The organism is Rhodospirillaceae bacterium (genome assembly GCA_018660465.1).
GTDB lineage: Bacteria > Pseudomonadota > Alphaproteobacteria > Rhodospirillales > JABJKH01 > JABJKH01.
In genome coordinates this window covers 1-14423 of the sequence record JABJKH010000063.1, presented here as the reverse complement: position 1 = coordinate 14423, position 14423 = coordinate 1, and the positions used below count along the sequence as shown (strand labels likewise).

The following is a 14423-nucleotide window of genomic DNA, read 5'->3' as shown; positions in this document are numbered from 1 at the left end:
GTCGTTGGGTTAATCTTGTTGAGCTTGCTCGTCGGCGGTTCGGTGACAGTATTCGCCCAGTCTCCAGAATTGCTCAAATCATATCAGCAGGCCGTGGCGTTTCACAAAAAGGGAAATTACAAAGAGGCCGTTTCCTTTTTCCAAAAAACTCTAAAGCGGGGTGAAATGGAATTCGGCCCTGATCACACCATAAGCGCTGACATAATGAACAGTCTTGGCGAGGCCTATTATGCGCAAAGCCGACATAGGAAGGCCGAGACTTTCTTTAATAAGGCGCTGGCGATCAGAAAAAAGAATTTGGCACCCACGCATCGAGACATTGCCCAGAGCCTTAATAATTTGGGTTTGTTGTATGCCGACCTAGGTCGTTATGGAGACGCGGAGGAATTCTACAAGAACTCCATGACGATCTATGAAAAGGCCTTGGGGCCCGATCACTCCCGCGTCGGAACGAGCCTCAACAACTTGGCCGAATTGTATCGAGTTCAGGGGCGCTATGCTATTGCCGAGCCGTTGTATAAAAAATCGCAGGCGATTTTCAAAAAGACGCTGGGTTCCGAAAGTTTCGCCCTTGCGAACAGCCTCAGCAATCTCGGATTGCTGTATTACAAACAAGGCAGATACGCTGAGGCTGAACCCCTTTTTAAGCGCTCTATAGTGGTTAAGGAAAAGACTCTTGGATTGGAACATTCCCTCGTTGGGGAAAGCCTCAACAACCTTGCATTGCTCTACTTTGGCCAGGATCGTTTGTCCGCCGCGGAGCCGCTATATAAACGCGCCCTGGAGATCTATGAAAGAACCCTGGAACCAGGGCATGGTAGCGTCGCCATCGCCCTCAATAATTTGGCGGGCGTGTATTACAAACAAGGTCGGTACGCTGACGCCGAACCTCTTTACCTGCGATCCTTGGCGATTTTGGAAAAGTCCTTAGGTCCTGACCACACCCGCGTGGCGACGAGCCTCAATAATTTGGCGATGATATACAATAAACAACGTCGTTTTGTGGATGCGGAACGATTTTATAAACGTGCTTTGATAATCGGTGAAAAGGCTCTCGGCCCGCAGCATCCAAACTTGGCGAAGAGCCTCAATAATCTCGCCAGGCTGTATAAATCACAGGGCCGGTTCGCGGATGCAGAACCGCTGTACAAACGATCATTGGCAATGAATGAGCGGGCTCTCGGGCTTCGACATCCAGATGTCGCGCTGAATCTTCGAAATCTTGGTGGGCTCTATACCACCCAGGGCCGAGACGTCGAGGGGCTTGAATACTACCGACGCGCCACAGCAATCCATCAGGCCCGCGCTGCACACGGCGGAAACCAAAGTTTGGGAGGATTAAGCGAGCAAAAATCCAAACGCTATCTATTCACGGCACATGTTCGCACCGCCGTCTCCGTTGCCCGGAAGTCAACGTCCGACCGTGATCGTTTAGTTTCTGAATCTTTCTCTGTTGGTCAACTCACCCGTGCGACTCAAGCAGGCGTTGCCGTGTCGCGTATGGCGGCGCGCTTTGCTGCGGGCAGCGATAGCTTGGCAAAAACCGTCCGCGAACTTCAAGACTCCATAGCACTTTGGCAAAAATTGGACGTGCGCTTGATCAAGTTGGTTAGCGCCACGCCTGACAAGCGCAATCGATCCCGAGAAAAAAATGTGCGCAACCGGCTGGAGGGCTTAGAAGCCAAGGTCGCAACTCTGTCGAATAAGTTAACTGCCGAGTTTCCAAATTATACCGAATTGGCGGCATCCAAACCTGTTCACTTAGGTGCTGTTCAAAAATTGCTGAGGCCTGATGAAGCCATGATCGCATACTTGGTCACAAAGTGGGTAACCTATGTCTGGGTGGTGCGTCGGGAATCAGCCGTGGTTTTTCCGGCGCGCGTAGGTCGCGATGCCCTTCAAGATGCAATTGATGATTTGCGCGGCGGCTTGGATGCGAGCGGTATAGATAAACTCGCTGATTTGCCGACATTTGATCGAACAGCCGCTCACAAATTGTTCAAGCAGATTTTTGCCCCCATCGACAAATTCTTAATAGGTGCCCGCCATGTTTTTGTGGTCGCGGATGGTGCGCTGCAAAGTCTGCCGTTGGGTGTTTTGGTGACGGATAAGCCTGAGAAAGAGTTCAAGGATTTCTCCGGTTATCGACAGACTGCGTGGCTGGCCAAGAAGTATGCACTGACAACGTTGCCATCAGTATCATCGTTACGGGCGCTTAGAACCTTTGCCAAGCGGGCGGTGGCTACTATTCCTTTTACTGGGTTCGGCGACCCATTGCTGAATGGTCCGCAAGGCGGAACGAGAGGGATTAAACTGGCGAACCTGTTCCGGGGTTCGGTCGCAAATGTCGATGCGATCCGAGACCTTCCTCCCTTACCCGATACGGCGAAAGAACTTCTGGCTCTCTCTGCAGCGGTGAACGGAGACAGCAAACATATTTACATGCGCAAGCGGGCAACCGAACGAACAGTCAAAAAAACAAACCTGTCGAACAGCCGCATTATTACCTTCGCCACCCACGGATTGGTGGCAGGCGATATGAAGAACGCGGAACCGGCATTGGTCCTCACACCGCCCGCAAAGGGAACCACGTTGGACGATGGCTTGCTGACAGCGAGTGAGGTGGCGCATCTGAAACTCAACGCCGATCTTGTGATCCTGTCGGCCTGCAATACCGCAGCCGGTGATGGCACGGAAGGGGCAGAGGGTTTGTCCGGCCTCGCCAAGGCCTTTTTCTACGCCGGCAGCCGCGCGCTACTGGTCTCACATTGGCCGGTGGTCTCAGACGCGGCAGTCAGACTGACCACGAAGATGCTGACGGCCGGCGCAGGTGTCGGACCCGCGGTGGCTCTGCAACGTTCCATGCTTGCCTTGATGAACAGCGCTGATAAACCGCACTACGCCCATCCCTTGTTCTGGGCTCCGTTCGTTGTCGTCGGTGAAGGGGGCAACCCTAATTAAGCGAGCCTGATACTCAGCCCCTTGCCCTGTAACCAGCCTCAGTTCAAAATGCGGCAACAAGGAGGATCAGCGCATGAAAATTACTGAAATTGAAGTCATTCCGGTCTGGATGGAACCGTCGGACCTTTATCATCGGATGTTTGGGTCTAACAAAGCCGTCGGCACATCGGTGCATGCGCGGGAGGCTTGGTTCGCGAATATTGAATACAAGCAAAATGTCTTTATTAAAATTTTTACCGATGAAGGGATTATCGGCTGGGGCGAAGCGACGGCGCATCCTGTCACCAGTGAGACTCAGGAAAGCATCGTCTCCACCATCAAACTGTTCGCCAAGCAGATCATCGGCATGAACCCATTTCACATTGGTGCTGTGCATGAAAAATTGGATGATCTTTTTTTGCATGGCAATGCAGGCGCGCGCAGTGCCATCGACATCGCGTGTTATGACATTATGGGGAAAGCCTCTGGTCAGCCAATTTATAATCTTCTCGGCGGTGGATTTCAGACTGAATTTGGACTGATGGGGACGACGCCAAGAGAGACCCCGGAGAAGATGGCCGAACAAGTCGCAGCACTCAGCGAGAAAGGCTACACCTGTTTCGAGCCTAAAATGACGGGACACCTTGAATCCTTGGATGCAGACGGGGACCGGTTGGAAGCCATCCTTAAGGTCGCGCCCAAAGAAGCCCTGATCATGGCCGACCCCAATCAGACGTGGGGGACAGCGAAGGACTCGATTGAACTTTTACTGCGCCGTTTCCAAGGAGTGCAGAATCTCGCAATTGAACAGCCGGTGATGTATCACGACCTAAAGGGCCTGGCGGAAATTACCCGCGCCGTGCCGCAAAAGGTCATTGCCGATGAAGCGATTACATCGGTGAATACGATGATCGAAATCGCGGCCCACCACATGGCCGATATGATCAGCATCAAGCTCGGAAAATGTGGTGGGTTCTATAAGGCGATGCAGATCATCCGCATGGCCGAAGCCGCTTCCATGCCGGTGCGGATCGACTGGACCCAAGGCAGCCGCCTGCTGGACACAGCGACCGGCCACATGCACGCCGCCGTGCGTCTTGTCGCGTGTGATCCTGGCATGGATTACCATCTGCGGCTCAAGGACGAACCGGTTGCCGATGGCGGGGCTCAATTCGACGGCGGCAACTGCAAAATGCCAGACGGCCCAGGGTTGGGGCTTACAGTGGATGAAGATGTTGTGAAGCGGATGTCGGAGCGGGGGTAGGCTTTAGGTGGGGGGTTAATTACAGAACGTCTTCTTCTGAATCTTGGAATTCATTGGCGATTTCTAAGAATTGTTCAGATATTTCCATAAAGACATCTGTCATAACGGGATCAAAGTGTTGGCCCTTGCCTTCGCTAATAATTGCGACTGATTTTTCATGGGGGAAGGGGGGTTTGTAGACCCGCCGGCTGATAAGCGCGTCATAGACATCGGCAATGGCCATCAGGCGCGCAGAAAGCGGGATATCTTCACCGGACAATCCTGCCGGGTAGCCGCTACCGTCCCATTTTTCTTGGTGATAATGCGCAATTTCCCAACCGACCGTTAAAAATCCTCGGGTTTCTTCATCCTCAATTGAGGATGCGGCTTCCTCGATGGCATCCGCACCGTAGACAGTATGCTTTTTCATTTCTTCGAATTCTTCTGGCGTTAGCTTGCCGGGCTTGAGAAGAATGGCATCTGGTACACCGACCTTGCCGATATCGTGCAAGGGGGCAGATTTATAAAGTTGGCTAATATATTCCGGTGTAAGGATATCGGCATAGCGGGATTGTTCTGAAAGTTTTTCTGCCAGAAGTTTCACGTAACGTTGGGTGCGTCGAATATGGTTTCCGGTCTCGTTGTCCCTGGTTTCTGCAAGGGAGCCCATGGCGACCATGGTGGCGTCTTGCAGGGTAGAGAGCTGGCGGGTTCGTTCTTCGACTTTTTCTTCAAGAATTTTAGCTTGAATTTTCCGCTCATTATAAAGCGCGCGAACTTCCAACATGTTGACAATCCGGTTCAACAATTCAATGCGCTCAAAGGGTTTGGTGACGAAATCTTTCGCGCCGATTTCGAGAGCACGGTGTTTTGTTTCCAACTCTTGTTGCGCGGTGATGACCAGGATGGGCAGGTAATCGTTTTCAATGCCGTCCATCAACTGTTCCATGACCTCGAACCCGTCCATGTGCGGCATCCGAATATCCAGCAAGATCAGATCAAATTCATTTTCCTTGTAGAGCCCTTCGACTTCGCGCGGGTCGGTCGTGCTGGTGATGTTGGTGTAACCTGCCCTTCCGAGCATCATTTCCAAAAGATTCACGTTGGTTGGATTGTCGTCTACGATTAAAATATTTGAGTTTAAAATATCCTCGGTAGGCGTTTTCATGGAGCATCCTCTAATACCGCCTTGATGGCATTAACCACGACGGGAATATCAATTGGCTTGGTCAGGTAGTCACGAAATCCAGCCTTCATACCTTTATTAATATCGTTCCGTGTTGCTGCCGCGCTGAGCGCCATGATTGGAATATTTGATGTCTCTTTAAATTTGCTAAGTTTCTTCAAGGCGTCAAATCCGCTCATTCCGGGCAGGTTAATATCTAGAATTATAATATCCGGTATTTTTTCCCGCGCCAATTTAATACCGGTTTCTGCTGTGGAGGCGGAAATTAGAGTGAGATCGTCGACGCGATCTACGATCAATTTCATAAGCTCTAAATTTGCAGGGTTGTCTTCGACGTAAAGCAATGTTCCGACAGCCTGTCCTAACTTGTGAATATCGGATGCTTTATCCTTCTTGGGCTGGGCTTGTTCGCCGCTGATGGTTCCATCACTCATCGGGAGTTCGAACCAGAACGTACTGCCTTCGCCGACTGTACTTTCAAAGCCGATATCTCCGGCCATCAATTCAACGATTTCCTTGGTAACGACAAGGCCAATACCTGTGCCTTCGATTTCAGACGCTTCTGCACCCAATCGGCTGAAGGGTTGGAAGAGTTCTTCCTGAAGTTCCTCCGAAATACCTTCACCCGTATCGGTCACGCTGAATCGAACAATTTGTTTCGCTGTTTCGGATACTTCAATTCGAATTTTGCCATTTTCTCTGTTGTATTTGACCGCATTGGAAAGAAGATTGATAAAGACCTGCTTGAATCGAGTCGCGTCTGCCCGTGCGGTGTCAGGGATTTTTAGAGGGTCTGGTGATTCAATTTTTATGCCTCTTTCTTCGGCCAATGGACCTATCAATGACAGGCATTCAAGAAGCGTATCCGCGATTGAAGCGTCTTCGATCTTGAGGTTGATATTACCCGATTCAATGCGCGCCAGCTCGAGCACTTCGTTGATCAAATCCAACAGGTGTCTTCCGCCTTTTAAGATGTGGTCCAAGCAGTCCTGTTGCTCATCGGTAAGCGGTTGATCCGGGTTGTATTCAAGCATTTGGGCGAAGCCAAGAATGGCGTTCATGGGGGTTCGAAGCTCATGGCTCATGGAAGACAGGAAATCAGACTTGGCCTTATTGGCACGATCGGCTTCCTCTTTGGCGAGTTTTAGTTCGGAAATATCTGTCCGTAATCCGACACGCATTCCATTGGGCAGGACGCTATTGAATACGCGTACCCACTGCTCCTCTCCTAATCTTTGTTCATAAAGCTGTCGTGGATTCTTTCGTCGTTCAAGGGTTTCCTGAACCCATTCTTCCTCACGACCAACGGCTTCCAACATGCCGTCCCGTGCGGCAGTACCGCGAATGATATCTTCGTATTTCGCCCCAGGAACAATCAGGTCATATGAATTTGCGTACATTCTACGGTATTGGTTGTTGCATAATACCAGTCGATCATCCTGGTCATACAAAACAAATCCATCATTCATGTTATCGATGGCACTGGCCAATCGATCTGAACTTTCTTTCAGCGCCACCTCTTGTTCTTTGCGTACCGATATGTCACGAAAAATTAACGTTGAGTATTGCTTTTCAGCGATATCCCAATTTGTCAGTGAAACATCACAAAGGATGTCTTCACCGTCTTTTTGAGGTACAGAAATTTCCACCAGTTCCGACGATTTAGCAGTCATATCCTGGTGTTTTTCTGAGATGATGAAGGAGAGGGATTTTCCGAATGTTTCAGACGCATCATATCCAAACAAATTCTCGGCACCATCATTCCAATGGATAATGCGTTTTTCATCGTCGGCGGTAATGATCGCTTCCGGTGCGGTTCGCGTGACAGCGCGGTAGAGCGCTTCGCTTTCCTTTAGTCGAAGGTTCGTGCTGTTCAGATCGCGTGCGCGTTTTGCCCGGGAAATGACAGAGATTACGAGTTCGTTTGGCGAAATTCCCTTACGCAGGAAATCATCGCCGCCGGACTGAGCAAACTTAATCCAACCGTCTTCAATGTCGGCACCCGATAAAAACATGATCGGGGTGTGGACGAATTCTCTGTCATGGCGAATGACCTGCGCCAGTTCGAAGCCGCTACATTCCGGCATCTGGATGTCCATGAGAATTACGTCAGGCCGCAATTCTCGGATTGGGGCCATGACCGCATAAGGATCGTTTACAACGACCGTGACCAATCCTGCTTCGTTCAGCAGGGCAGCATTGAAAGCGGCAGCGGAAGGAGAATCATCGACGACCAAGACTCGGTAGGCTTCTTCACCGGTCTGACCGGTCACGCGATAGAGAATATCGACCAGTTCTGCCAAGTCGAGTGGCTTGACCAGATATTCCTCGCAACCAATGCGAACAGCTTGCAATCGAATGTCAAAATCGCCACGAATTGACATGAATATGACCGGCGACGTTAAAAGGCCCTCGTTCCGCAAGCTCTCAACTGTGGTTAAACCGGCCGTTGAATCCCCAGGAAAGGACACATCCATCAGCACGACAGATCTCGGGTTTGCGACAAGGGTTTCACGTAGCTTTGTATGTTCAGTCAGCGCGAGTACTTTAAATCCGAAATAGGTCAGTTGACTTTCTAGGGCACCGATAAATACTTCATCATCATCGACGACAATAACCGTCTGAATATCATCCCTTCTGCGGCTTTGACCTACGCTCGAAATATTTAAACTTGGAAGTCGACTTTCCTCTTTCTTTGTTTCCTTTTCGGCTTCTTCTTTAATTTTGTCAAAATGCTCAAGAATTTTCTCTTTTGCGCCGGGAGTAATAGATTCGTTCGTATCTAACATCTGAATAATGTGCTGAGCGAAGTCTCGAGTCACATCAGAGATTGCAGAAAAGCCGAAGGTTCCAGCCCCGCCCGCTAGCTTGTGCGACAGTCCGTGAAGGGTCTCTAGCGCATGTTTGGATTTAAGCGTGAGATCGCCTAATTCAATTGACTGAATGACGGTTTCCAGTTCCTGGACCTTCTGGCTCAGGTTTGCTTTGTAAGCAGCCTGCAGGGCCGCCATTTTCTTTATAAATTTTTGCCTTTTATCCGGCATGAACGGTAACCCATAAGATTTATTAAAATAATGCAGAAACATAAACGTGTATTTTTTAATATGGGGGTATTATACAGGTTTTCCAAGGACATTAGCTATGGTTTTAGGCCTCCGCCAAGGAGGACGCCGTATCCATATTTATGGAAGTGTAGAAGATAGTTCCGATCAGCGGGCGTCGGCGTAGTTGGGGGCCTGGTCAATGACCTGTTTGTACAATGCTGTGGCTTCGGTCAGTTAGCCCGCCTGATGGAGGTGAAGGCCGTTTTGAAGAGGCTTTTGATGCGCGGCTTTCATTTTTGAAACCTTTATTCCGATTTAGGAATATCGATCGAAAAGGTGGACCCTCGGCCTTCTTCAGACGTGACTGTTAATTTAAGCCCAAGAAGGTCGGCTGTTCTTTTGGCAATGGCCAGGCCCAATCCCAATCCTTTGGTTCGGTCTCGTTGCTGATTTCCGACTTGGTAAAATTCATCGAAGATGTGTGCTAAATTTTCTTTTGAAATACCAATGCCTTTGTCTTGAACTTCAATCCTAATATTGTCCCCATCTTGATGCGCGCGGAAGATGACTTCTCCTGCATCGGTATAACGGATCGCATTGCTTAGGAAATTGCTTAAAATTTGACCCAACATTGTTTCGTCGCATAGGGTTCTAAGTTCAGTGGATTCAAAATTAAAGCCGAGGCCCTTTTCCTTGGCCTGAGGCTCGAACTGACCAAACAAACGCTGCATGAAAATGCCAACACTGAACTCGGTGATCGTCGGCGTCAGAGTTTGCGCTTCCAGCTTGGAAATATCCAAAAGCGTATCAAACATTCCAGTAAGCACAGAAACTGAATCATTCATACGAGCAACAAGTGATTGGATTGTTTCGTCACTGCCTACGGAAGACTCTGCCAGTTTGTCGTCCAAGACAGACAAAAATAACCCCATGGCCTGAAGCGGTTGGCGGACGTCATGGCTGGCGGCTGCTAGGAATGTCGATTTGGCGCGGCTGGCGTCGTCGGCAATTTCCTTCGATTTCTGAAGGCTTTCCTCGGCGAGTTTACGGGTGGAAATATCCGACCGAATAGAACAAACCGCAGGTTCCCCATCCCAGTTAATAACAAAAGAACGGCGGTCTTCCCAAAATTTATTTCCGTTCTTTCTCACTCCCATGGTTTCCCGGTCAGCGATCAGTGGTTCGCCCTCCGAATGATGCAGAAGTCCTCCTAAGTCGTAGTCGGGATGGGTAAGTATTGCGGTCGACTCTAACTCAGTTATTTCATTAATCGAGTCATATCCGTACAAATCAGCAAGGGCATGGTTTGCATATAATGGTTTGAAATTACGATGAACGAGAATGCCGTAATTCGCTGCTTCAAAAAGAGTGCGAAAACGTTCCTCGCTTTCTAGCAGGGCCTCTTCAGACTTTTTTCGATCCGTTATGTCAAGAATTACGGTGCAAATACCAGAAATGTCGCCATCCGCAGAATAAATTGGCGACTTATGGGACGATATGAAACGATGCTTCCCGTCATTGTATAATCTTGATCCCTCGACCATTATTTTTTTGCCGGTCTCCAGTATTTCCTGTTCGCCACTATTTTTGGGCTCGGATAGATCGTCCTGATAAAAATCATTGATGGTCTTGCCAATAATTTCCTCGGGACTTGCATTCATCCATTCGACAAAAGTTTTATTGACCGATAAAAACCGGCCTTCGCGGTCTTTCATTGTTAAGGCAGCAGGGGAATTGTCGACCACCGTTTGAAACAAACTTTCACTTTCTGCCAGTGAGGATTGAATTTTTAGGAGGTCGGTAACATCCGTGCGGATGGATGCAATGCCGCCGTTATCGGTTCGTATTTCATTTATTTGGTAGGTTTTGCCACTGGCGAACTTTGAATACATCGGCCCTTGTGGGTTCTTATGGAGCTTAATCCTTTCTTCGATGGGAATTCTATTTTCACTTTGATCCTTAATCCGTTGGCCACTCTTTTCATATATCCTCAGTTGCTCCTCATAGGTCATGCCAAGTTTCATGGTTTCAACGGCATCAGGGCGGGATTTAAAATAGTTCTGATTAAATAGAACAAGCCGGTCCGCCTTGTCGTACATAGCAAACCCTTCAGGAATGCTCTCAATAGCGGAGCGAAGGGTTTCTTCCGATTGTCGTAAGGCGGATTCGTTGTTTTTAATCTCCGTGGTGTCCTGGGCGACCCCCATTAATCTTATGACACGACCATCGTTGTCTTTGACGGGCTCAAAACTACTTGAAAAGTGCACAAGGCCGAATTCGCCTTTTGCAGTGAATTCAAACGTTGAGCCTTCCCCTTGTATTGCGCGTTCCATTAACTTGGCGATACGCTCCCGGTCCTCAGGAACAGGAATATCAAGATATTCAAGCCCGCGAATTTGAGACTCATTCTCAACCCCCATCATTTCAAGGCCCGCCGTATTCATCGACAGAAGCTTTCCATCTAGGTCAATTTCATGAATGCAAAATGGCGTGACGTTCACCAAATTACGGTATTTTTCTTCGCTGGCTTTTAGCGCGACTTCCGCTTGGGTTTTTAACTCTAATTCCTGCGCATGATTTGCAAGTTTTGTAATGATAACCGGCAATAAATTTTCGTAAATTGTAGGTGAATCCTTGGTTAGATAGTGGCGAACCCCAATATTTAACGCCTCCGCAGCAATCGATTCATTTCCCCTTCCCGTAATCATGACGACGGGAAGGTCAGGTCGATCCGACAATACGGTATGGCAAATTTGCAGGCCGGTCATGTCAGGAAGTTCGTGGTCTACAGCCAGGACGTCGTAAGTCTCCGAAGACCACAAGCTTAATCCTTCGGCACCTGTCTCAGCGGTGTCGACCTGAAAACCGCACTTCTCTTCAACGACTAATTTAAAGAGTTAGCGCTGAAATTCAGAATCTTCAATATAAAGGACACGAATTTTTGACATGTCTTGGAAGATAGAGAAAATAGCGCTGTGGTGAAACCGGTATGTTTAATGCCCGCTGGCTGATTGTGACAAACGCTTTCTTCCTTTGGCCTCGCTCACAAACGCGCTGACCACCATTCCGATCACAATTAAAATTAAGATGATACAAATTGGGCTTGAGAAGAAGACACCCCAGACAGAACCATCAATGGTGCCCAGCAGCAGTGACCGCCTAAATCCTTCTTCTGCCATTGGGGCCAAAATAATTCCTAAAACGACGGAAGGCAGCGAGAAACCAAACTTCATCATGAAGAAGCCAAGCACGCCGGTGCTGGCCGCGATGAAGATATCGACGACGCTGTTCTGGAAAGAATATGTTCCAATCAACGCCAGCATCATCACCGTCGGCACGATATAGGCGGTCCGCACGCGCAGCACAGCGGCAAATACGGGCGCGGCAAGCCCGCCGACGATCAACATCGCCACGACAACCGGGATAAAGCCGACCATGAATCCATAGACCACACTGGCGTGTTCGGTAAACAGTCTGCCTCCGGGAGACAGCCCATGAAGCGTGAGAGCGCCGAACAGCACTGCGGCACTTGCCGAGCCCGGAATGCCAAAGGCGAGCAGGGGGATGAGAGATCCGCCGACCATGGCGTTATTGGCGCATTCGGATGCGATCACGCCCTCTGGAATACCGGTGCCGAATTTCTCCGGCTCCTTGGAAAAGCGTTTGGCTTCGCTGTAAGAAACGAAGCTGGCGATGGACGCTCCGGCCCCTGGCAAAATTCCAATGAAGGTCCCAATGATGGCGGACCGAAGGACCAGTACCGGGCGCTGCCACATGAATAGGGAGACTCTTTTAAACGATCCCGGCGTTGGCAGGACCTCGGCCACTGTTTGGTCTTTTGCACCGGCCAGCATCAACATTTGCGGGATGGCGAAGAAGCCAATGATACACGGTACAAGGCTGATACCAGCTTCAATTTCAGGGATGTCATAAGCAAAACGCGGGTAGCCGGTTTCCAACTCATAGCCAATGGTGGCGATGAACATGCCGATCAAGGCCGACATCACGCCTTTGACAAAGTTGGCGGCGGTCAGGTTGCAGACAATGGCGAGGCCCGCAATGGCCAGCCAGAACATTTCCGGTGATTTAAATTTTAGGGACAGCTCAGCCAAAGGCGGGGTGAAGCCGATCAGCACCAACACGCCGACCAAGCCGCCGACGCTGGACGCGAGTATGGCAGCATGAAGGGCTTCTTGTGCCCGGCCTTGACGCGCCATGGGATGGCCATCAAGTGCTGTACAAACCGCTGCTGCGGTCCCCGGAGTATTAATTAAAATGGCGGAGATCGATCCGCCGTATTCCGCCGCCATGTAAACCCCACCAAGGGCGACGAGGCTGGTCAACGGATCAAGTGAAAACGCAATTGGCAGAAGCAGCGCAATTGTGATGGACGGGCTGATCCCCGGAAGTGCGCCGCCAAGCATACCAATGGCGACGCCCATGAAAATCAGCCCAATAAGTTGCCCATCTAGGAGCCCCGGAAGTGCCGCAGCTAAACCTTCTAGCATGTGTATCCTCGCATTCGATGTTTGCTAAGTGTTCAACTGCGGCAAATGACTTCCTTATTTCTTCTTCTTTTTCTTCTGCTTCGACTTCATGAGCGCAAAAACCGCTTGGTTTTTGGCAACGTAGTTGTTGACGTAAGCAGTGGTCGCCGCGCTGTCCATAAAGTTTGGCACCAGGCCAACTTTCTTCATGTCCTTCACGTAGGCTGGATCTTTGGTCAGTCTACCGAAGGCATCGGACAAGACTTTGATCCTGGCCTTGTCTACTTTGGCGGACGCTGTGAAGGTCCGGGTCAGATTGTCGACATAGTTGACGCCCAATTCCTTCAACGTCGGCGCATCAGGCAGAAGCTCATACCGCTTTTCACCTGCAACCGCGACAGTGATCAGCTTGTCCGGGAAACGCACGCCCCAATTGGCGTTCGATGACATGACTTCGACTTCGTTGCCAAGCATACCCTTAAGCATTTTGGATCCACCCCGATACGGGATCAGCGTGATGTTGGCAGCCGCCATTCTGGTCCAATTATAATGGAACGCCGCACTTCCGCTGGTGGCACCTGGCGTGCCCGCTTTGAGCTTTCCAGGGGCCTTGCGGGCGGCCTTCGTTAGTGCGCCGAACGTCTTAAATGGCGCGGTCGTTTTCACCATGATCGTGCTTGGCAGCAGCACCAAGTTGGAAACCCACTGAATGTCTTTCAGCCGGTAGCCCTTTTTTGACAGCTGGGTCGGGATTGTTTGGTGCGGAACGTTGGCGGCTGCAATCGTGTAGCCGTCGGTCTTATATTTCGTCACCAACAAATTATGGGCAACTTTTCCGCCGCCGCCTTTTTTGTAGATGATCTTAAATTCAACACCGAGGTGCTTCTTGATGTGCTTGCCAACGGTGCGGACAAACGAATCAATACCGCCGCCTGGGCCCCAACCAATAACAACCGTGATCGGCTTATCAGGATACGCAGCAGACGCCGGGGCAGAAAGCCCCACCATCGCAAGACAAGAAAGGGTGGTGCCCAATCCAATAACAAAGTTCTTTCGTGTAGGTAACTTCAACATAGTACTTCTTCCTCCCATTTGAGAAACGTGAATGAACGTCGATTTTGCGGGGATTGTTTTTGATTTTCCCCTTGGTAATTACTTAATTAAAATAAAAATCCAGAAGGCGATTCTACTCCTAATGCCTTATGGAAGACGACCCATAGGACGACGGAAAGGCCGACGATAAAGGCGGCAAGCATGGCCAACGCCTTGGCGTCTTTTGGGCGACCCGTCAGGTTCCAAGTGACCAGCCCGACAAAGAAAACCCCAGGAATAAGAAACCCCAGCGCTTCGACAAAAAAGATGACGGCGATCCATGCCCCAGCAACTAAAGTGATGACCGGCCAGTGAATGTCGGTAAACATTTTTGGAGATTCTTTTTTATCGAAGAACGTCCGACCGATAAGTATGAAGGAACACAGCAGCAACCCACCGGCAATCAATTTAGGGAAAGCGGCAGGGCCTTC

Annotated in this window: 8 protein-coding genes; 2 read left to right on the top strand and 6 right to left on the bottom strand. The window is 49.9% G+C overall.

Annotated features, from left to right (window positions below):
* Window positions 1-18 precede the first annotated feature (18 nt).
* Complete coding sequence (locus HOM51_09545; protein ID MBT5034752.1) at window positions 19-2961, top strand: CHAT domain-containing protein; 2943 nt, start codon at window positions 19-21, stop codon at window positions 2959-2961.
* Between the two features lie 73 nt (window positions 2962-3034).
* Window positions 3035-4204 carry a mandelate racemase/muconate lactonizing enzyme family protein gene (locus tag HOM51_09540; protein MBT5034751.1) on the top strand — a complete coding sequence of 390 codons (1170 nt, stop codon included), beginning with the start codon at window positions 3035-3037 and terminating at the stop codon, window positions 4202-4204.
* Window positions 4205-4223: 19 nt separating this feature from the next.
* Here the strand turns inward: HOM51_09540 and HOM51_09535 are convergent, their stop codons facing one another.
* The 6 genes from HOM51_09535 to HOM51_09510 all read right to left on the bottom strand — a co-directional run.
* The gene (locus HOM51_09535; protein ID MBT5034750.1) at window positions 4224-5351 is read right to left on the bottom strand and encodes a response regulator; all 1128 of its coding nucleotides are present in this window, start codon (window positions 5349-5351) and stop codon (window positions 4224-4226) included.
* On the bottom strand, window positions 5348-8413 hold the full coding sequence (locus HOM51_09530) for a response regulator (protein ID MBT5034749.1): 3066 nt from the start codon (window positions 8411-8413) through the stop codon (window positions 5348-5350). Before HOM51_09530 ends, HOM51_09535 begins: the two co-directional genes overlap by 4 nt.
* A gap of 305 nt (window positions 8414-8718) precedes the next feature.
* Window positions 8719-11235: a PAS domain S-box protein gene (locus HOM51_09525; GenBank protein MBT5034748.1), complete on the bottom strand. Its 2517-nt coding sequence runs from the start codon at window positions 11233-11235 to the stop codon at window positions 8719-8721.
* Window positions 11236-11406: 171 nt separating this feature from the next.
* The gene (locus HOM51_09520) at window positions 11407-12921 is read right to left on the bottom strand and encodes a C4-dicarboxylate ABC transporter permease (protein ID MBT5034747.1); all 1515 of its coding nucleotides are present in this window, start codon (window positions 12919-12921) and stop codon (window positions 11407-11409) included.
* A gap of 54 nt (window positions 12922-12975) precedes the next feature.
* On the bottom strand, window positions 12976-13974 hold the full coding sequence (locus HOM51_09515) for a tripartite tricarboxylate transporter substrate binding protein (GenBank protein MBT5034746.1): 999 nt from the start codon (window positions 13972-13974) through the stop codon (window positions 12976-12978).
* A gap of 86 nt (window positions 13975-14060) precedes the next feature.
* A partial coding sequence (locus tag HOM51_09510; protein ID MBT5034745.1) for a tripartite tricarboxylate transporter TctB family protein occupies window positions 14061-14423 on the bottom strand: 363 nt, incomplete at its 5' end.